The organism is Winogradskyella psychrotolerans (genome assembly GCF_018860545.1).
GTDB lineage: Bacteria > Bacteroidota > Bacteroidia > Flavobacteriales > Flavobacteriaceae > Winogradskyella > Winogradskyella psychrotolerans_A.
This window is the reverse complement of the sequence record NZ_JAHKPN010000052.1, coordinates 97,700-117,402: the sequence shown is the minus strand read 5'-3', so window position 1 is coordinate 117,402 and position 19,703 is coordinate 97,700. Positions and strand designations below refer to the sequence as shown.

General features: G+C 32.5%; 18 protein-coding genes and 3 tRNA genes. 9 read left to right on the top strand and 12 right to left on the bottom strand.

Going from position 1 to position 19,703, the window contains the following annotated elements; all coding sequences use genetic code 11:
• Positions 1 to 143: 143 nt before the first annotated feature.
• From KO515_RS16570 to KO515_RS16560, 3 genes are all read right to left on the bottom strand, one after another.
• Positions 144 to 217: transfer RNA gene (locus KO515_RS16570), tRNA-Arg, on the bottom strand.
• Between the two features lie 33 nt (positions 218 to 250).
• A tRNA-Pro gene (locus KO515_RS16565) sits at positions 251 to 325 on the bottom strand.
• A gap of 53 nt (positions 326 to 378) precedes the next feature.
• A tRNA-Ser gene (locus KO515_RS16560) sits at positions 379 to 467 on the bottom strand.
• 223 nt (positions 468 to 690) lie between these two features.
• On the opposite strand from KO515_RS16560, the gene KO515_RS16555 reads away from it, so the two are divergent.
• Positions 691 to 1,284 carry a hypothetical protein gene (locus tag KO515_RS16555; protein ID WP_215937448.1) on the top strand — a complete coding sequence of 198 codons (594 nt, stop codon included), beginning with the start codon at positions 691 to 693 and terminating at the stop codon, positions 1,282 to 1,284.
• Between the two features lie 40 nt (positions 1,285 to 1,324).
• On the opposite strand, the gene KO515_RS16550 is transcribed toward KO515_RS16555, so the two are convergent.
• The 8 genes from KO515_RS16550 to tsaD form a co-directional block, all read right to left on the bottom strand.
• The gene (locus tag KO515_RS16550) at positions 1,325 to 2,506 is read right to left on the bottom strand and encodes a THUMP-like domain-containing protein (protein ID WP_215937447.1); all 1,182 of its coding nucleotides are present in this window, start codon (positions 2,504 to 2,506) and stop codon (positions 1,325 to 1,327) included.
• 7 nt (positions 2,507 to 2,513) lie between these two features.
• Positions 2,514 to 3,602 (bottom strand): AI-2E family transporter, encoded by a 1,089-nt coding sequence (locus KO515_RS16545; protein ID WP_215937446.1) that lies wholly within the window; start codon positions 3,600 to 3,602, stop codon positions 2,514 to 2,516.
• Positions 3,603 to 3,651: 49 nt separating this feature from the next.
• Entirely contained in the window at positions 3,652 to 4,155 is a 504-nt protein-coding gene (locus tag KO515_RS16540) for a TrmH family RNA methyltransferase (protein ID WP_215937445.1), read from the bottom strand.
• 238 nt (positions 4,156 to 4,393) lie between these two features.
• Positions 4,394 to 4,726, bottom strand: a complete 333-nt coding sequence (locus KO515_RS16535; protein WP_215937444.1) for a hypothetical protein — start codon at positions 4,724 to 4,726, stop codon at positions 4,394 to 4,396.
• Positions 4,727 to 4,774: 48 nt separating this feature from the next.
• Complete coding sequence (locus KO515_RS16530; RefSeq protein ID WP_215937443.1) at positions 4,775 to 5,416, bottom strand: DUF4159 domain-containing protein; 642 nt, start codon at positions 5,414 to 5,416, stop codon at positions 4,775 to 4,777.
• Between the two features lie 4 nt (positions 5,417 to 5,420).
• A complete protein-coding gene (locus KO515_RS16525) occupies positions 5,421 to 6,125 on the bottom strand; it encodes a 16S rRNA (uracil(1498)-N(3))-methyltransferase (RefSeq protein ID WP_215937442.1) in 705 nt (234 codons plus the stop codon).
• A complete protein-coding gene (locus tag KO515_RS16520) occupies positions 6,125 to 6,757 on the bottom strand; it encodes a peptidylprolyl isomerase (RefSeq protein ID WP_215937441.1) in 633 nt (210 codons plus the stop codon). Before KO515_RS16520 ends, KO515_RS16525 begins: the two co-directional genes overlap by 1 nt.
• Before the next feature lie 578 nt (positions 6,758 to 7,335).
• Positions 7,336 to 8,358 carry a tRNA (adenosine(37)-N6)-threonylcarbamoyltransferase complex transferase subunit TsaD gene (tsaD, locus tag KO515_RS16515; RefSeq protein WP_215937440.1) on the bottom strand — a complete coding sequence of 341 codons (1,023 nt, stop codon included), beginning with the start codon at positions 8,356 to 8,358 and terminating at the stop codon, positions 7,336 to 7,338.
• Positions 8,359 to 8,727: 369 nt separating this feature from the next.
• Between tsaD and KO515_RS16510 the strand changes: the two genes are divergently transcribed.
• From KO515_RS16510 to KO515_RS16485, 6 genes are all read left to right on the top strand, one after another.
• Positions 8,728 to 13,092 carry a translocation/assembly module TamB domain-containing protein gene (locus KO515_RS16510; RefSeq protein ID WP_354668284.1) on the top strand — a complete coding sequence of 1,455 codons (4,365 nt, stop codon included), beginning with the start codon at positions 8,728 to 8,730 and terminating at the stop codon, positions 13,090 to 13,092.
• A 136-nt stretch (positions 13,093 to 13,228) separates the two neighbouring features.
• Positions 13,229 to 14,215, top strand: coding sequence for a 6-phosphofructokinase (pfkA, locus tag KO515_RS16505; RefSeq protein ID WP_215937439.1), 987 nt, complete (start codon positions 13,229 to 13,231; stop codon positions 14,213 to 14,215).
• Positions 14,216 to 14,247: 32 nt separating this feature from the next.
• Positions 14,248 to 15,249 carry a type I glyceraldehyde-3-phosphate dehydrogenase gene (gene gap / locus KO515_RS16500; RefSeq protein WP_215937438.1) on the top strand — a complete coding sequence of 334 codons (1,002 nt, stop codon included), beginning with the start codon at positions 14,248 to 14,250 and terminating at the stop codon, positions 15,247 to 15,249.
• Between the two features lie 78 nt (positions 15,250 to 15,327).
• Positions 15,328 to 16,191, top strand: a complete 864-nt coding sequence (locus KO515_RS16495; protein WP_215937437.1) for an N-acetylglucosamine kinase — start codon at positions 15,328 to 15,330, stop codon at positions 16,189 to 16,191.
• A 1-nt stretch (position 16,192) separates the two neighbouring features.
• Positions 16,193 to 16,555, top strand: a complete 363-nt coding sequence (locus KO515_RS16490) for a methylglyoxal synthase (protein WP_215937436.1) — start codon at positions 16,193 to 16,195, stop codon at positions 16,553 to 16,555.
• Positions 16,556 to 16,653: 98 nt separating this feature from the next.
• Positions 16,654 to 16,839 (top strand): hypothetical protein, encoded by a 186-nt coding sequence (locus tag KO515_RS16485; protein WP_178985524.1) that lies wholly within the window; start codon positions 16,654 to 16,656, stop codon positions 16,837 to 16,839.
• Positions 16,840 to 16,918: 79 nt separating this feature from the next.
• On the opposite strand, the gene KO515_RS16480 is transcribed toward KO515_RS16485, so the two are convergent.
• Positions 16,919 to 18,547: an acyl-CoA carboxylase subunit beta gene (locus tag KO515_RS16480; RefSeq protein WP_215937435.1), complete on the bottom strand. Its 1,629-nt coding sequence runs from the start codon at positions 18,545 to 18,547 to the stop codon at positions 16,919 to 16,921.
• Positions 18,548 to 18,728: 181 nt separating this feature from the next.
• Here KO515_RS16480 and KO515_RS16475 point away from each other — a divergent pair, with 181 nt between their 5' ends.
• Both KO515_RS16475 and KO515_RS16470 read left to right on the top strand, forming a co-directional pair.
• Positions 18,729 to 19,259: an NADPH-dependent FMN reductase gene (locus tag KO515_RS16475; protein ID WP_215937434.1), complete on the top strand. Its 531-nt coding sequence runs from the start codon at positions 18,729 to 18,731 to the stop codon at positions 19,257 to 19,259.
• 1 nt (position 19,260) lies between these two features.
• Entirely contained in the window at positions 19,261 to 19,698 is a 438-nt protein-coding gene (locus KO515_RS16470; protein ID WP_215937433.1) for a MarR family winged helix-turn-helix transcriptional regulator, read from the top strand.
• Positions 19,699 to 19,703: the final 5 nt, after the last annotated feature.

The following is a 19,703-nucleotide window of genomic DNA, read 5'->3' as shown; positions in this document are numbered from 1 at the left end:
GCCTTAATTTTTCTTTTTTTTAGGCTATAAAATTTACCGTAGATTGAACGTAGAAATTATCTATAGATTTAAAGTTATAATAGGTGTTGTATAATATATAATTAAACACAAAAAAGCCTCAACATAAATGTTAAGGCTTTTTGTGATCGCACTAGGATTCGAACCTAGGACCGCCTGCTTAGAAGGCAGGTGCTCTATCCAGCTGAGCTATGCGACCATTTAGAGTAAAACTCTAAAAATTCAATAAAAGTCGGGGTGGCAGGATTCGAACCTGCGGCCTCCACGTCCCAAACGTGGCGCGATAACCGGGCTACGCTACACCCCGAAAATGATTATCTTATATTACTTACAGAATCGCATAAGCTGCAGTAAAAATTGCGGAGAGACAGGGATTCGAACCCTGGGTCAGTGTTTCCACCGACGACGATTTAGCAAACCGCTCCTTTCGGCCACTCAGGCACCTCTCCAATATATAAAAGAACATTCTCTTAATTGCGGATGCAAATGTAACGCAACATTTTAAAGAACGCAACAATTTATTTAAGTTTTTTTATAAAATTTATAGGAATAATTTTATCATATATTTAAGTGTATATTTATCAGAGGGATATAAAAATTGCCACGTTAATTCTTTGATGAATTTTATGTTTTTTTAAATGAGAAGTGGAACAGTAAATTCCAAATTGTAAAATGTCTAAATATAAAAATGATAGAGCGTTTACAGATTATGTACATAAACATATCGCTGTACCTAATATTTATAGACAAATCAGTTGGGAAGAGGTGAGGCTGAAAAAAAGTTTTGCAAAATATATTGATATGACTGTGGGTATCGATTACGTTTTTAGAAATAAGGATGCCGTAAATACCGTACAAGAACGGTTTAGAGAAGAAAAATACAAAGCTTTTACAGATTTTACAATTCGTTATAGACGTGATGAGAATAAACATGAAGACCGACAAGAATCTGAATATTTTAAAATGAAGGCACACTATTTTACTTACGGCATTTTAGATTGCTCGAAAAAGGATATTAGTAAAACCTCTAAATTTTTAAAATATGCGATTATAGATTTAAAAAAAGTCTATGATAAAATCGATTCGGGTAATATTTACATTTCTGATAATGGTAAAAATACATGTGAAATTATTGACGATAGCAAAATTGAATGTCCTGTAAAGTACAACACTGATGGTTCTTCGTCATTCTTTCCTATCGATATTTCATACTTAGTAAAACTTTGGGGAAACGATATGGTTGTTGTTCAGAAAGGATTTCTGTAATTTGTATACAAGTATAAATTATCGAAGCATAAAAATAGACCTAGACTACTTTTGAGCAAATGATGATAATTTTAGAATCATTATGGCTTGTAGTGAAGAATAAATAATTGTTTCCACCATCCTTAACTTTCAATTTTTTACGAATAGCATTAACGGATAATGGAAAATTCCGTGTCGTTACGTTGGCTTTTACAATTCGTTCTTTTGAAAAGGCCTTTTTATTGAAAGAGATAATCTTTTCAATTTTGAATCTCCTTCCTGGAAAATCGATTAGGTTCTCTGAGGTATATAAATGCGAATGTTTATGTAATTTAGAGATCTTTAAAAGCGAACTCACCGAGTTAAAACTTCCTGATTTTAAAACTGCTGCATTAGGCTCGTATAAATAGGTGAGTGGTTCACTAAATGTTACACTAGCTTCTGGTTCGTCATTGAACTTAAAATTAAAACGTTGCGTGTTCGATTTTTGTAGGTTTACTGTTTTAATGTTCACGTCTCCTTCAAAATTCCGTTCCAAAATCCAAAGTAATTCCTTCACTTCATTATTTACAGCAACCACATAAATTTCTTTAACATTTGCTATGTCTAATAGTGTCGCCGTTATATCTAATAACGGAGAGGTTTTAATCATCACATTTTCGGCATATTTTAGAAATAAATCGTGATGCGTTTTTATGTTGGGTTCACAATCAGAAAGTAAAAACACCTTTTGCTTTGAGTCATCACGACGCGAAGGATCCACATAAATCCAATCGAAGGGTTCATCAATGCGTTTTAAAGCTTCAATTCCGTTACCGTTAATAAAAGTTATATTAGAAATATTTAATGCATTAGCATTGTGCTTTACCAGTTCTGACAATTGAGAATTGATTTCACAATGTGTCACTTGATTGACTTGTTTTGAAAAGTAATACGCATCTACACCAAAGCCTCCTGTGAGGTCAATCACTGATTTTCCGGATACTAAATCGGCTTTAAATTTAGCGGTTTGTTCTGACGAAGTTTGCTCTATATTTAGTCTGTTAGGATAGTATATCTGTTCAGTGTTATACCACGTTGGTAATTTCTTTTGGCATCGTTTTTTGGCTTCAATTTGTTCAATGATTAATTTAGAATCTACAATGTCAAACGGCATACCTTTTAATAATAATTCAGAAGTGTTTGAATTTATATTTTTACTTATAAAATCTTGAATTTCAATATGTAGTAATGATGTATTCAAACTAATACTATAAGTTTTTAGTCAGCTTTTTAACGATGTTGTACTCTGATAAAAATTCTTTCAGAATTACTTTTATGGCCGTATAAGACGGTATAGCGACTATCATTCCAACCACACCAAATAGAATACCTGCAATGATGATAACTAAGAAAATTTCTAAGGGGTGAGACTTAACACTTTTAGAAAATATGTAAGGTTGACAGAAGAAATTATCTACCAATTGCGCTATAATAAAACCAATCATAACATAGGTTGTTTTTGGTAAAATAACATCGCTAAAACTTTCTCCTAAGTTACTAGACATGCTTAATAAAAGCATTAAAAAACCACTCACTAAAGGACCAACATAAGGCACAAGGTTTAGTAATGCACATAAGAATGCAATTACAATAGCATTATCAATATCAAAAATTAATAACACAATCGTATAAATAACGAACAAGATTAAAATTTGAAGTATAAGTCCAACAAAATAACGTGATAATAAGTCTTTTATAGTATTTATTGAACGTTTAGAGCGTTCTTCATTTCCGCTAGGTATAAAGGTCATTAAACCATCTTCAAACAACTTACTATCTTTTAAAAAGAAAAACGAAATAAAAAGTACAGAAAACAAACCAATACTAAAAGTACCTAAACCACTTACAAAACTATTTAAGAAGTTAGGTATAATAGCAAAATCGAGTTTTGATAGTAAGTGAGAGTCTTCTATAGATTGTTCAATATCAATATTATTAAATTGAAAATAGGTGATAATTTGATCATACAGATTTTCAATATTAACTTGTAGTTGTTCAATATTTAATAATGCTAAATTTTGGCCTTGTTCCATAATTAATGGAATAAAAAGTCCAACTAAACCTACTAAAAGACCTAATAGTAATACCATCGTTACTACGACAGCAATAGTATTATTAAATTTTAAGCGATCTCTTAAAAAAAGAATAATAGGCCTTCCGATAAGCGAAATAACTACAGCTAAAGCGATATAAACAATTACAGACTGAATTTTAAAAAGAAAATATAACACTAAAATAATAGCTAATATGACACCTATTGCTCTTAAAATACCGTTGGCTATTGTTTTTGAATTCATGGTGTAATTATTTACTCAAAGATGCTGAATATAATTCAGCAAGACAAATTTATGAATTAAGTTGCTTAGTAATCTCGTAAAGTGCTATACTCGTAGCTTGAACAACATTCATGCTACTATTATTTCCAAACATATTGATATGAACCACAGCATCCACTTGTTTAAGTACAGCTTCAGATATACCAAAATTTTCATCACCCAAGATTAGAGCGATAGGTTGTTTTGTTTCTAAGGTGAAGGACGTTAACGGTTGACTGTTTTCTGAAATTTCTAAAGCAATTAAAAAATACTGATTTGATTTTAAGATGTTTATTTGAGTTTCAATAGCGTCTTCCACACGGTGGTTGACATACTTTTCTGTAGAACGTGACGTTTTTGTCATCCGTTTACCTAAAGGAATATCTGAACCGCAAAAGATGAGTTCATCAACACCAAAAGCATCTGCTGTTCTGAATAAACTACCAATATTCGGAGCGTTAGTGACATTATCACATAGTACTGTAATTGGATGTTTTTGCTTTTTGAAGTTGGAGTTGTAGTGGTTTAATTGCATAAAGGTTGAAAACAAAATTAATTTGTACGCTATTATAAATAGGTGTTGCAGAATTTAGCATCGCAATGAATAGCTAAGTGAGTACTTATTTTTCCAACAAAACAAGAATAGGTATAATGATAACTATCAATACCTGTTTTGTAAGTATGACTATTAATAGACTCCATCGATTGAAAGGTGAACGCCAAAACTAATAAAAATGCAACGATTTTATATTTAAGAGAAAACGTCTTCATGCTTATTTAACCATGGTTTTATTAAATGCGCTGGATTTCTTTTTCATTTCAGTCCAAAAATATAGAGGAATTGTACCAGTCAGTGTTGAAATCCAACCAAAATCCCATAAGAAGAACGTTGCAATTGCAGAAAGAGCAAACCCAACAATTACTAGAGTGTAATTATCATCTGCATAGAGTCTATTGATGTGTTTTTTTGTAAAATGACCACAATGCTTACAGCGTTCATTAAATTCGTTACTCCCTCTTTCCATTAATAAGCCATGTCTGTCTGTAGCTTTCGTGCTAATAAAATTATCTTTTTTACAAGACTCGCAACGGTAATTTAATTTCATGCTTGTGGTTTCTTATTATTGATTATTAGGTCTTTATTTTAAAAAAATTTAATTTTCAAAAGCATACTTCACAATATTAGCTCCCATCTTTAAAGCTTTTTCTCTTACATCTTCAGGGTCATTGTGAACTTCTTGATCTTCCCAACCATCGCCTAAATCGCTTTCAAAAGTGAATAACAAAACTAATCTACTTTCGTAAAAAATTCCAAAAGCTTGTGGAGCTTTGCCATCGTGTTCGTGGATTTTAGGCAAGCCATTTGAAAATTCATAAGCTGAACTGAATATTTTATGATCTTTAGGGATTTCAATTAATTCGCTATTTGGAAATACTTTTTTGAGTTCTTTGGTAATATAAGGTTCCATGCCATAATTATCATCAATATGAAGAAAGCCACCAGATATAAGGTAATTTCTTAAGTTTTCGGCATCGTCATCACTGAAGAAGACGTTTCCGTGCCCCGTCATATGTAACAATGGAAATTGAAAAATATCAATACTTCCTGCTTCTACAGTTTGAATACTTTCATTGATATTTGTATCAATATGATCATTACAGTACTTAATTAAATTGGGTAAAGCGGTTGGATTACTATACCAATCTCCACCGCCTTTATATTTTAAAATAGCGACATCTTGGGAAAACAAGACAAAAGTGAAAAGTGAAAAATATAAAGTGAAAATGATTCTCATTAGTCTATTCATTTAAAAAAGCCACAGAATGGCAAGCGGCAATAGCTGCTGTTTCTGTTCGTAAGCGTGTGTCACCCAAAGTTACAGGAATAAACTGGTGTTGCAAGGCCATTTCAATTTCTTTAACGCTAAAGTCTCCTTCGGGTCCAATTAAAATGGTGCAATCGGTTTCAGGTAGTAATTGCGATTTTAAAGATGTTTTATCAGTCTCTTCACAATGTGCAATAAAAATTTGATTGGAAAACTCTTGACTAATAAAGTCTTTAAAAGCAATGGGAGCATTTAGTTTTGGTAAATGGCATTGCAAGGATTGTTTCATTGCAGACTGAATAATTTTTTCAAAACGTTCTGTTTTTACAACCTTCCGTTCGCTATGATCGCAAATAATGGGAGTGATGGTTTCAATTCCAATTTCAGTAGCTTTTTCTAAAAACCACTCGTAGCGATCATTCATTTTAGTTGGTGCCACAGCCAAATGCAAATCGTAATGGCGTTTGGGTTGTAGGCTTCTAGAGGTTATGGAAACTGTGCAATGTTTTTGATCTGCTAGAGTGATTTCCGCTGTAAATAACCAACCATTTCCATTCGTAATATGTAACGTATCGCCAATCGTTTTACGTAAAACTTTAGCGATGTGTCGACTTTCGTCTTTTTCAAAGCTAAAACTGGTATCATTTTCAGATATGTTGGGATTATAGAATAACTGCATTACTCAATATCTTCTGTAAATTTTAAAACTGTAATTTCTTCAATAGATTTTGTATTCTCAGTTTTGAGAACCAAATAATAAACTTTATTTTCTGTATCGTCTACCATGAAAGCTTCATCAATAGGATGACTTTCATTAAAAGCAATATTGTCAAAAGCTTCAGAGATTTCACCTGCTTTTATCCAGCCTGTATCACCTCCCATCTTAGCCGTTGGGCCATATGAATAGTGTTTTGCTAAATCTTTAAAACTGTAGCCCTGAAGGTATAGGGATAAAGTTTTCTTACGTCTAGCTATGGCGTCTTCATCAGAAGAGTTTGCGGCATTAAATAAAATAATTCTAAATTTTGTATAATTAACTTCGTCTTTATCAATAACCTTATAAAAGGTTTTATTGAAATCCGTTTTAATCACTTTTTTTCCGCCTTTGGAAAGATTAAACAAGTCGTTTGCTAATCTGGTTTTATGCTTTGCTTTGTTGAAGGTAAATAGTTTACCGTGTGCAGGTCTATTTTCTTTTAAAAATGATGTAGCTTCTTCAGGTGTGGAAATGGAATCTAATTGTTTTTCAAAAGATGCTTGAGAAAAGCTGAATAAAGGCAGTAAAATTAAAAGCGTAAATACATGTTTCATAATAAAATTGTTTTAAGTTCGATTTGGGTTACTGCAAAACAACTAAATTTTAAGACACCATAGAAGCAAAGGTTGTAAGGATGTTAACAGATGTTTTAACAATTATGAAGTTTACACTTCTTTTTTATATAAAAAGTATCGAATAAGACTTACAAATGCATTAATAACAAATAATATTTGAGAAGCTATAATTATAACACTTAGTATTATTAGTATTACCTCCGTATTTTTAGCGTCATCAAAAAGTGGGAATTGCGATGAGGAACCTGAAGGACTGATAAATTCATTGAAAACAAGCGTGACTATTAATAATACAAGGCTAAGAATCGTTGATAAATTATGAATTTTAACTAGATTTTTAATTAGGGTAATTTTACATTTCGAAAATAGCCAATATGTGAATCCTATTAAAAGTACTAGTGCCATAAGTATTACAATAATATCTGAATACTGAATAACATAATAGGTGTCTAAAATATTGAAAACAAAATTTAAATCTATAGCCTTAAATCCAATCCAACAGATTGCTAAAGTGGTTAATAAAAATATGTAATATTTATAAGATTTTAATTGTAGCATTATATCTTCAATCGTGCCGTAGCCATCACATCAAAATCTGAAAAATCCTTTTCTAAATACTTCAAATACCCAACAATAGCTATCATTGCTGCATTATCTGTAGTGTATTCAAATTTCGGAATATAGCTTGTCCAGCCAGATTTTTGTTCAGCATCTTTAAGTGCTTTTCTAATGCCCGAATTCGCAGAAACTCCTCCGCCAATCGCAATATGATTGATGCCAGTTTCTTTAACTGCTAGTTTTAACTTCGCCATTAATATACCGATGATTGTATATTGAATAGACGCACAAATGTCATTAAGGTTCTCTTCAATGAAGTTCGGATTTGCTTTTACTTCGCGTTGCACAAAATAGAGAATGTTAGTTTTTAATCCTGAAAAGCTAAAATTCAAGCCATCAACTTTTGGTTTTGTAAATTGATAGGCCTTTGGATTACCAAGTTGTGCACGTCTGTCAATTTCTGGTCCCGCAGGATAACCTAAACCTAAAACCTTACCACTTTTATCGTAAGCTTCCCCAACAGCATCATCAATCGTTTCTCCTAAAACTTCCATTTCAAAATAACGACTCACCTTCACAATCTGTGTGTGTCCACCAGAAATCGTCATGGCTAAAAAAGGAAATGGTGGTTTGTTGTGGTGGTCTTCATCAATAAAGTGTGCTAAAATATGCGCTTGCATATGGTTGACGTCAATTAACGGAATATCTAATCCGTAAGCTAAGGATTTAGCAAACGACGTCCCCACTAATAAAGATCCCATCAATCCAGGACCTCTGGTAAATGCGACAGCACTTAATTGTTCTTTTTTAATGCCAGCTTTTTCTAGAGCTTGGTGTACCACAGGTACAATATTTTGTTGGTGTGCTCGCGACGCTAGTTCTGGTACAACACCACCATACTCAGCATGTATTTTTTGGTCAGCGACAACGTTGCTCAGTATCTGATCGTTACATAGTACTGCAGCACTTGTGTCATCGCAAGACGACTCAATTCCAAGGATATAAATATTTTCTTTTTTCATAGTCGATATTAGGCACAATAATTGTTAATTTTACCAGTTAAAGTCCATTACCACATTAAACAACGTATTGTAAGGACAAAGGTAATAAGAAATAAGACCAAATTAATTTTAAAATGGTCGATAATAAATTGGAATTATTTTTTCTTTTTAGGATATAAAAAATCTTAGCATAGCGATAGCTACGGTTCTATTTTTAAATGAAATCAAAAGGAAAAAGAAACTAATTTAATCGATTCTTTTGAAGTGTAATTGGTGTAAAAAGTAAATCTCATAAATTCTATCAAACGGATACTCAAAATAATAGGAAAAATAATAGGAATTATATTGCTCCTGTTTTTCATTTTGTTTTTGGTACTATCGATTCCAACGGTGCAAACAAGGTTGGGAAGATATGCCACAGATAGGATTAATAACGACTTTAAAACTAATATTAATATTGGTCGTGTTGGACTTCAACTCAATGGTGATATTGAACTGAAAGAAATACTGATTAGAGATTATAAAAAAGACACGCTTATTAGTGTTGGTGAATTAAATAGTTCAATTATCAGCTTTCAGAATTTAATGAATAGTAAGCTTAATTTTGGGGATATCGATCTTCAAGATGTTATTTTCAATTTAAAAACTTACAAAGGTGATATTGATACTAATTTAGATGTGTTCGTCGCTAAATTTGATAATGATAACCCTAGAGTTGGTCCGAGTGAATTTCTATTTTCATCGAGTGATGTTTCTATTGAAGGTGGAATTTTTAGATTAACAGACGAAAATCTAGACACTCCAAAAATCTTTGAGTTTACAGAATTAAATGCTAATACCACAAACTTTTTAATTAATGGGCCAGAGGTCAGTTCTCGTATTAATAAATTTAGCTTTGTAGATAGTAGAGGAATTGCCGTGAGAAATCTAATGGCAAATTTTGAATACACTTTAGATCACATGACGTTTGGTGATCTTAATATTAAAACGGAATTATCAGAGTTAAAAGGTGATTTAAGATTTAATTATAAGCGCGAAGATTTAAAATATTTTACAGACAAAGTAGATGTTATTGCAAGCTTTAGAGAGTCTGATATTTCACTGACAGAACTAAACGTGTTTTTCGATGAATTTGGAACCAATCAGCATGCTAATTTTAATGCAGACTTATCAGGAACGTTAAATAACCTAGAAGCTAAAAACCTTAATATAAGTACCACTTCAAATACGAGAATAATTGGAGATATTACGTTTAAAAATTTATTTAGTAAAGCGGAAGATAGTTTTGCTTTACAAGGGGATTTTCAAAATTTAGCTTCAAATTATAGAGATTTAACAGCATTGTTACCGAGGCTTTTAGGAAATTCTATCCCAAGTGTGATTTCTAAGGTTGGGAATTTTAAAATTAAAGGAACATCATTCGTTACGGCTAAACGTGTTGAAGCTGATTTAGACATCGATACAGATTTAGGTTTTATAAAGTCGAATCTGCAATTGACAAATATTAATAATATTGATGATGCTAGTTACATCGGAAATATTGTTTTAGATGAATTTAATATTGGTGAGCTCATCAATGATCCCTTAGTAAAAAACGCGTCTTTAAATCTTGATGTTGATGGAAAAGGTTTTACTATTAAAAATTTAAAAACAGAAGTAAAGGGTGATGTTTTTGTATTAAACTATAATGATTATACGTATCGAGATATTGCACTTTCGGGCGATCTTGGGAATAGTATTTTTAACGGTATCGTAAAAGTTGAAGATCTTAATTTACAACTGGATTTTAACGGGTTAGCAGATTTTTCTGAAGACCTTAAAAAATTCGATTTTAAGGCCAATGTTGGTTATGCTAATCTTAGCAATTTAAATTTTGTAAAACGTGATAGTGTTTCAGAATTTAGAGGTTTAGTAACCATGTCTGCCACAGGTACAACCTTAGATAATGCTGTTGGAGCCATTAATATTAAGAATACGACTTATAAAAATCAAGATAGTGAATACAGTTTTCAAGATTTTGATATTGTATCTTCTTTTCATGATAATGAACGTACGTTAGCTATAAACTCGCCAGATATTATAGATGGTAAAATTACCGGACAATTTAAAACGAAAGACATATTAGGTTTGGTAGAGAATTCTGTTGGGAGTATTTATACCAATTATGTTCCTAATGTGGTCGATAAAAATCAATATATAGATTTTAGATTCAATATTTATTCTAAAATTGCTACGGTGTTTTTTAAGGATTTAATCTTAGGTAAAAACACGTTTATAGAAGGTAGAATAGAAACGGATGAAAAAGGTTTTGAACTTTCATTTAATTCTCCAGAGATTAGGTTTAAGGATTACTTCGCTAATAATATTAACGTTAATATTGATAATAGTAATCCACTATTTAATACCTATGTTGAAATTGATAGTCTTAGTGCAGGAGTGTATAATGCATCTCAGTTTAGTTTAATTAATGTAACCAAACGTGATACCTTATTAATAAAATCTGAATTTAAAGGAGGCACTAATAATGCTGATGACTTTAACTTAAATATGTTTTATACCATTGATAAATCTAATAAATCAGTTATAGGTTTAAGAAAGTCTGATGTAAAATTTAAAGGGTATAATTGGTTGCTAAATAGAGAAAAGGACACTTTAAATAAGATTACGTTTGATAGAAATTTGGAAACATTCGATATCTTTCCAATTAAAATTTCGCACGATGATGAAGAAATTTTGTTATCAGGAAAAGTTATAGACTCCACCAATAAAAGTTTTAATGTCGATTTTAAAGATGTTGAATTAGTAAAAATCACTCCGCGTATTGATAGTTTAGCATTAAAAGGTATTGTTAATGGTAAGTTAGACGTGGTTCAAAATAGTGGAGTTTATTTACCAAAATCAAATGTAGAGATAAGTGGCTTTTTTGTAAATGATTATGATTTAGGAAACCTTAAAGCAAATATTGAGGGTAATAATTCTATAACTAATTACAATGTTGATGTCACATTGGTTAATGATAATTTAAAATCATTGGATGCCAAAGGAACCATAGATGTGGCTGAGAGCAACCCCGAAATTGACTTAAATGTGAATTTTGAAGAATTTTTATTAGATCCATTAAACCCATTGGGTGAAGGAGTTATTAATAATATTAGAGGATTGGTATCTGGCTATGCCAATGTTACAGGAAGCTTAAATAAACCGGCTATTTATGGTGAATTGTTATTAGATAGGGCCGGGTTATCTATTCCATATCTCAACGTAGATTATGGTTTTGATTTCGATTCTAAAGTCTCGCTTAGAGGCCAGCAATTCATTTTTAATGATGTGGCCATGACGGATTCAAAATATTTTTCTAAAGGTAGTCTCAATGGTTTTATAGCGCATAATAATTTTTCAGATTGGAAACTCGGATTGGAATTAACGACCGATCGACTTTTAGTTTTAAATACCGAAGAATCTGAAGATGAACTATATTATGGCACAGGGTTTATTTCAGGAAAAGCAGAAATTAAAGGGCCAACAGATCAGCTTACAATTAAAGTAATAGATGGAAGAACGGAAGCCGGAACCGAGTTCTTTATTCCTTTAAATGATTCGGAAAGTTTTGGAGATAATACCTTTATTCACTTCCTAAGCCCTGATGAAAAGGCAGCACGACTAAAAGGTGAAATATCAGACGTTATTGAAGTAAAAGGTTTAGTGTTAGACTTTGATTTAAACGTAAACGAAAACGCTACCATAGAAATAGTGATCGATAAAGAAGCAGGAAGCACCATTAAAGGAAGGGGAGTCGGTGGTTTAAACTTCTTAATCAATACTAACGGAACGTTTAATATGTGGGGAGATTTTGTAGTGTATGATGGCACATATAACTTTAAATATGGAGGCTTTGTTGAGAAGAAATTTAAGGTAGAACAAGGGGGGAGTATTGTTTGGGAAGGGGATCCGATGGGAGCAGAAATAAACCTAAAAGCGTTATATGCCGGAAGCGCAAACCCATCAGTACTATTAGATAATCCCATAAATCAAAGTATTGATGTTGAAGTCGAAATTCATTTAACAGGGCAATTAGAACAACCAGACCCACAATTCGATTTTAATTTCCCTAACGTCAGTTCTACTGTAAAATCTGAGTTAGAATATAGGTTGTCCTCAAAAGATGAACGCGATAACCAAGCATTGATATTTTTAGCTACAGGAGGCTTTTCTAGTAGTTTAGGAGGGGCAAATTTTACCGGGACTATTTCAGAACGTTTAACAGGTATTGTAAACAATCTTTTTGGTACAAGTAATGGAAATTTAGATATAGGTATAGATTTAGAATTAGCACAAGACACACCAGAATTACAAACCGATAATAAATTTGGTTTAACGCTTCAGACTAAAATAAGTGATAAAATTTTAGTTAATGGTAAAGTTGGTGTACCATTCGGAAGTGCTAGTCAGACCGTTATTAGTGGAGATGTACAAATAGATTTGTTGCTAAATGAAGACGGAACCCTTAGAGCTAAAGTGTTTAATAGAGAGAATAGCATTAGAAACTTTGGTGAAGAAATTGGGTATACTCAAGGTGTCGGTATATCTTACAATGTTGAATTTGATTCGTTTAAGGAATTTCTTCAAATTATCTTTTCAGGTAAAAATAGAAAAGATAAAATTGAAAAGAAAGAAAGTAAGTCGGAGGAAAATGAAGATGATTTAATGCCAGATTACATGACGATGAAAGATAAAAAGTCGAAATCAAAGTCTTAAGTCCTTTAAAATATTCATATTTATTAAATACTTATTAACGAAAACGATTGAATTGATTTATCACTATTATTTTTATGATAATAGTCACATTTATCTATATATTGTTTCTTAATTTTACTGTAAATAAATTATGGAAATGCTACAAACAATAAAAAAAATAGGTGTTTTAACATCTGGAGGAGATGCACCAGGAATGAATGCTGCAATTAGATCTGTAGTAAGAACTTGTGCTTTTCATGATATCAAATGCTACGGTATTTACAGAGGTTATGAAGGAATGATTGATGGAGACTTCGAAGAAATGGATGCTCGTAGTGTAAGAGGTATCATTAATAAAGGAGGTACAATTTTAAAATCTGCACGTTCTAAAGGATTCAGAACTAAAGAAGGTAGGCAAATGGCCTACGAGCAATTAAAAAAAGCTGGTATTGATGCTTTTGTTGTAATTGGTGGTGATGGTAGTTTTACTGGAGCTATGATTTTTAATAAAGAATTCAATTTTCCAGTTATGGGAATCCCTGGTACTATAGATAATGATATTTTTGGTACAACACATACATTAGGTTACGATACGGCTTTAAATACAGTTGTAGAAGTTATAGATAAAATTAGAGATACAGCCAGTTCACATAACAGATTGTTTTTTATTGAAGTTATGGGAAGAGATGTGGGACACATTGCATTGAATGTTGGAATTGCTGGTGGTGCTGAAGAAATTTTAATACCTGAGGAAGATTTAGGATTAGATAGATTGGTGGAATCTTTAAAACGAAGTAAAAAATCTGGTAAAACATCGAGTATCGTAGTCGTAGCTGAAGGTGATAAAATAGGTAAAAGCGTTTTTGAACTCAAGGATTATGTTGATCAAAACATGGAAGATTACGATGTGCGAGTATCCGTACTTGGACATATGCAACGTGGAGGACCACCTTCATGTTTCGATAGGGTTTTTGCGAGTAGAATGGGAGTGAAAGCTGTAGAAAGTTTAATTACAGGTAAAAGTAATTATATGGTTGGTATGAAAAACGATGTTATAGAATTAACACCATTTGACCAAGCCGTAAAAGGAAAATCTAAAATAAACAAGGAACTTTTAAGAGTTTCAGATATAATGTCAATTTAAACACTAATAAAAATTAAAACAAAGATAGAGAAATGGCAAATTTAAAATTAGGAATCAACGGATTCGGTAGAATAGGAAGAATTGTATTTAGAGCAACAGTAAAACGTGATGACGTAGATGTTGTCGCAATTAACGATTTATTAGATGTTGAGCATTTAGCATACTTATTAAAGTATGATTCAGTTCATGGAAGATTTGATGGAACTGTTGAAGTAAAAGATGGTCACTTAGTAGTCGATGGAAAAACCATTCGTGTTACTGCAGAGAAAGATCCAAAAAGTCTTAAATGGGACGAAGCAGGCGCAACTGTTGTTGCAGAATGTACAGGTATTTTTACAACTTTAGAAATGGCTCAATACCATATTGATGGTGGTGCCAAAAAAGTAGTAATTTCTGCACCAAGTAAAGATGCTCCAATGTTTGTGATGGGAGTAAATGATGACAAGTTAACAGCTAATGATACTATTGTATCTAATGCATCTTGTACAACAAACTGTTTAGCACCAATCGCTAAAGTTGTTGAGGATAACTTCGGAATTGAAGAAGCATTAATGACTACAATTCATGCAGCTACATCTACACAATTTACAGTAGATGCACCTTCACGCAAAAATTACCGTTTAGGACGTTCTGCACTGAATAACATCATTCCATCTTCAACTGGTGCTGCAAAAGCAGTAGGTAAAGTAATTCCTGAATTAGATGGTTTATTAACTGGTATGGCATTTAGAGTACCAACTGTAGATGTATCTGTTGTAGATTTAACTGTAAAAACTAAAAAAGACACGTCTTTAGAAGATATTAAAGCAGCAATGAAGAGTGCCGCTGAAGGTTCTATGGCAGGTGTTTTAGGTTATACTGAAGACGCTGTAGTGTCTCAAGATTTTGTAAGTGAAGAAAGAACAAGTGTTTTTGATGCTGATGCGTCAATTGAACTTAACTCTAAATTCTTCAAATTAATATCATGGTATGATAACGAATTTGGTTATTCAAACAAATTAGTTGATTTAGCTCAAAAGGTGAATAGCCTTTAAGACATAGTATTAATTCTGAAAATTCCGTAGGATTATGTTTTGTCATAGACTACGGAATTTTTATATAAACTCATTATCATGATTTTAATAACAGATGGAGGTTCTACAAAATGCGATTGGATTGCAATTAACTCTGATGGTAAACAAGCCGTTGATAAAATTAGAACCAAAGGTTTAAACCCTGCAATTGTGGCAGAGAAAAAACTGAATAAAACAATTCGAAAGAGTAAAGAATTAATGGCAATCGCCAGTGAGGTTACCCATATCTATTTTTATGGTGCAGGTTGTGGAACAGAGAAACCAACGTTGTTATTAAAAACAATTTTGGAATCTTATTTCGTTAATGCCACAGTAGAAGTTAGAGAGGATACATATGCAGCAGTTAGAGCATGTATTAATACTAATGATGAAGCTGCCGTAGTTTGTATTTTAGGAACGGGTTCTAATTGTAGTTATTATGACGGTAAAGACTTGCATCAACGTGTTGATAGTCTTGGGTTTATATTAATGGACGATGCCAGTGGGAATTATTTTGGTAAACAATTAATTAGAGATTATTACTTTAATAAAATGCCAGACACGATTAGTGTGGCATTTGCTCATAAGCATAATTTAGATTCCGATTTTATTAAGTATAACCTTTATAAACAAACCAATCCAAGTGCCTATTTAGCAGATCATGCGGAATTTATGTTTATTAATAAAGATTCAGAATATATTAGTAATATCATTACAAAAGGTATCCGTTTATTTACCGAGAATATGATTCTTCAGTATAAAGAGGAGCTAGAAAATGGTATTCCAGTTCATTTTGCAGGTTCTATAGCGTATTTTGGTCAAGATGAAATCAAGCAAGTTGCCAAAGAATACGGATTTAAAGTTGGTAACTTTGTAAGACGACCAATTGAAGGTTTAGTTAATTATCACGTAAAAAATCTTTAATATGGTAATTGCTATTATTGCTCATGACGGAAAGAAAGCCGAAATGGTACAATTTTTAAATGAACACAGAGATATTTTGCTTCAAAAGAAAATTGTATTAATTTCTACAGGAACAACTGGTGAAAAGGTAAGTAAAGCAGGTTTTGAAGTTAACGCTTTACTTTCTGGTCCCTTAGGTGGAGATGCTCAAATTGCAGCTAGAGTTGCTGAGGGTCAGTGTGATATGGTGTTGTTTTTTAGAGATCCATTAGATCGTCATCCACATGAGCCTGATATTTTGATGTTAATGAGACTGTGTGATGTACACGATGTACCCTTAGCTACCAATCCAGCAACAGCCAATTTATTAATGACATCTATTTAATTTTTTAATAACCTGTTGATAAAACTAGGCAAGCCTGTTGTAAAACTTATATTTTGGTTATATCTTTGTACTAATAAAACGTAAACGAAACAATACTTATGTTCGACTTTGATCAATATTTAGGATTTTTAGCATTTTTAACCATATTAACTATTGGATTTTGGTTAATGATTTTCCTTTTAACATTTGTAGTGCCGTATTGGATTTTTGGGGCTTCATTGGAACATTTTAAAGAAAAAAGAGAAGAAAAGAAAGCAAAGCGTGAAGGCTTAACGCTAGATTAGTATTCTTTAATATATAAACAAAAAAGAGCGCAAATTAAATTTGCGCTCTTTTTTTTTGTTCAAGGATTATTTATATAAATTAAACCTGTAAAACACCCATATTAAAAGGTTTCTCAATAGGAGCGTGGTTAGCAGCTTCAATTCCCATAGAAATCCAAGTTCTTGTATCTAAAGGATCAATAACTCCATCTGTCCAAATGCGAGAAGCAGCATAATAAGGAGACACTTGGTCGTCGTATCTGTTTTTTATTTTATTAAATAATTCCTCTTCTTTTTCCTTTGTAATTTTTTCTCCTTTTTTCTTAAGTGAAGCCGTTTCAATTTGTAATAAAACCTTTGCAGCAGAATTACCACTCATCACAGCTAATTCAGCACTTGGCCAAGCTGCAATCAACCTTGGGTCATACGCTTTTCCACACATGGCATAGTTTCCTGCTCCATAACTATTACCTAAAATTATAGTGAATTTTGGGACTACAGAATTACTAACGGCATTTACCATTTTGGCACCATCCTTAATGATTCCGGAGTGTTCCGATTTACTACCAACCATAAAGCCAGTGACATCTTGAAGAAATACCAATGGAATTTTCTTCTGATTACAATTGGCAATAAAACGTGTTGCTTTATCAGCTGAGTCGTTATAAATAACACCACCAAATTGCATTTCACCTTTTGCGTTTTTTACTAATTTTCTTTGGTTAGCAACAATGCCAACAGCCCAACCTTCAATTCTAGCATAAGCCGTTATAATTGTTTTGCCATAATCTTCTTTATATTCATCAAATTCCGAATCGTCAACTAAACGCTTTATGATCTCTTTCATATCATATTGATCAGCGCGACTTTTTGGAAGAATTCCATAGATATTATCCGGATTCTCTTTTGGTTTTTTAGATTCAGCTCTATTGTAGCCAGCTTTGTCAAAATCACCAATTTTATCTACGATGTTTTTAATTTTATCTAAAGCGTCTTTATCATCTTTTGCTTTATAATCTGTAACTCCAGAAATTTCGCAATGTGTTGTGGCACCACCTAGAGTTTCATTATCTATGGTTTCGCCTATGGCAGCTTTTACCAAGTAGCTTCCTGCTAAGAAAATACTCGCTGTTTTATCAACGATTAAGGCTTCATCACTCATAATTGGTAAGTAAGCACCGCCAGCCACACAACTTCCCATAACCGCAGCAATTTGGGTAATTCCCATGCTACTCATTACAGCGTTGTTTCTAAAAATGCGGCCAAAGTGTTCTTTGTCTGGAAAGATTTCATCTTGCATGGGCAGAAAAACACCAGCACTGTCTACTAGATATATAATAGGTAAACGATTTTCTATGGCTATTTCTTGAGCACGCAAATTCTTTTTGCCTGTAATAGGAAACCAAGCTCCCGCTTTTACCGTAGCATCATTGGCAACAACGATACATTGCTTTCCTTTAATGTAACCCATTTTTACAATCACGCCTCCAGATGGGCAGCCTCCATATTGCTCATACATGCCGTCACCAGCAAAGGCACCAATCTCAATTGATTTAGCTTTGGAATCTAATAAATAGTTTACACGCTGACGAGCCGTCATTTTGCCTTTGGCATGATGTTTATCAATGCTTTTTTGGCCTCCACCTAATTTGACTTGTACGAGGCGTTTTTTAAGATCAGAAAGAAGAAGTTTATTATAATCTTCGTTTTGGTTGAATTTGATATCCATATATGTTAGCTATTAATAAGGAGTATTTGATTGATTAAAGTATACTATTGTTTTGTACGAATTTACAAAACGAATTGATGTTTGAAAAGTGAATGTTTTGTTTAAAATATATTACACGGAAATAGTTTCCTTGGAATATATTATTTTTTATTGTATTTTTGTTTCATAAAACATCATAAATATGAAAAACATTATAGCATTCGCTGGAAGTAATAGTAGCACATCGATAAACAAGCAATTGGTAACTTATGCATCTCATTTAGTGGAGGATGCCTCAGTCACAGTTTTAGATTTAAACGATTTTGAAATGCCAATTTACAGTGCTGATAGAGATATAAATACAGGTTTTCCAAAGGAAGCTATAGATTTTGTAGCGCATATTAAAAATGCAGATGGTATTATAATTTCTTTAGCAGAACATAATGGAGCGTATTCATCTGCTTTTAAAAATGTATTTGATTGGGCATCTCGAGTAGAGCCAAAAACATTTTTTAACAAACCGATATTGTTAATGGCAACGTCTCCAGGAGCAAGAGGAGGGCAGTCGGTACTGCAAATGGCATTAGATCGATTCCCAAGACACGACGGTAATATTGTCGGTCAATTTTCATTACCATCTTTTGGTGACAATTTTTCGGAAGGAAAAATAACGAATGCAGAATTACAAGACCAATTGTTAATTGCGTTAGAAGAATTTACAAAGCACCTTTAATATGGGAGACTTAGCAAAAGATATCAATTCAAAATTTGAAAATAATAGAGTAAAAGCCTTATTGAATGTTATTTATACCGCCAATTGGATTACAAGTTGTCAAAATGAATTTTTTAAACCATTTGGCATTTCACCACAGCAGTATAATATTCTCCGAATTCTAAAGGGAGCAGGGCAGCCTCTAAAAGTTCAAACGATAAAGAGTAGAATGTTAGAACGTTCTCCAAATGCGACGCGATTAATGGATAAGCTTTGTGCCAAAAATTATATTGAACGTTTGCCATCAGAAGACGATAGACGTATTGTGAAAATTTCAATTACAACCATGGGAATTCAATTATTAAAGGAGATCCCTAAAAATTTAAATCATGAATTGCTCGCTAAGTTAAATGAAGAAGAGGCAGAACAATTAAGTGATTTATTGGATAAAATGCGCTAATAATA

Bases quoted from the DNA above. Each gene is read 5' to 3' on its own strand.
- KO515_RS16555 (WP_215937448.1), top strand. From the start codon at position 691: ATGTCTAAATATAAAAATGATAGAGCGTTTACAGATTATGTACATAAA.
- KO515_RS16545 (WP_215937446.1), bottom strand. From the start codon at position 3,602: ATGAATTCAAAAACAATAGCCAACGGTATTTTAAGAGCAATAGGTGTC.
- KO515_RS16540 (WP_215937445.1), bottom strand. From the start codon at position 4,155: ATGCAATTAAACCACTACAACTCCAACTTCAAAAAGCAAAAACATCCA.
- KO515_RS16535 (WP_215937444.1), bottom strand. From the start codon at position 4,726: ATGAAATTAAATTACCGTTGCGAGTCTTGTAAAAAAGATAATTTTATT.
- KO515_RS16530 (WP_215937443.1), bottom strand. From the start codon at position 5,416: ATGAGAATCATTTTCACTTTATATTTTTCACTTTTCACTTTTGTCTTG.
- KO515_RS16525 (WP_215937442.1), bottom strand. From the start codon at position 6,125: ATGCAGTTATTCTATAATCCCAACATATCTGAAAATGATACCAGTTTT.
- KO515_RS16520 (WP_215937441.1), bottom strand. From the start codon at position 6,757: ATGAAACATGTATTTACGCTTTTAATTTTACTGCCTTTATTCAGCTTT.
- tsaD (WP_215937440.1), bottom strand. From the start codon at position 8,358: ATGAAAAAAGAAAATATTTATATCCTTGGAATTGAGTCGTCTTGCGAT.
- pfkA (WP_215937439.1), top strand. From the start codon at position 13,229: ATGCTACAAACAATAAAAAAAATAGGTGTTTTAACATCTGGAGGAGAT.
- gap (WP_215937438.1), top strand. From the start codon at position 14,248: ATGGCAAATTTAAAATTAGGAATCAACGGATTCGGTAGAATAGGAAGA.
- KO515_RS16495 (WP_215937437.1), top strand. From the start codon at position 15,328: ATGATTTTAATAACAGATGGAGGTTCTACAAAATGCGATTGGATTGCA.
- KO515_RS16490 (WP_215937436.1), top strand. From the start codon at position 16,193: ATGGTAATTGCTATTATTGCTCATGACGGAAAGAAAGCCGAAATGGTA.
- KO515_RS16485 (WP_178985524.1), top strand. From the start codon at position 16,654: ATGTTCGACTTTGATCAATATTTAGGATTTTTAGCATTTTTAACCATA.
- KO515_RS16480 (WP_215937435.1), bottom strand. From the start codon at position 18,547: ATGGATATCAAATTCAACCAAAACGAAGATTATAATAAACTTCTTCTT.
- KO515_RS16475 (WP_215937434.1), top strand. From the start codon at position 18,729: ATGAAAAACATTATAGCATTCGCTGGAAGTAATAGTAGCACATCGATA.
- KO515_RS16470 (WP_215937433.1), top strand. From the start codon at position 19,261: ATGGGAGACTTAGCAAAAGATATCAATTCAAAATTTGAAAATAATAGA.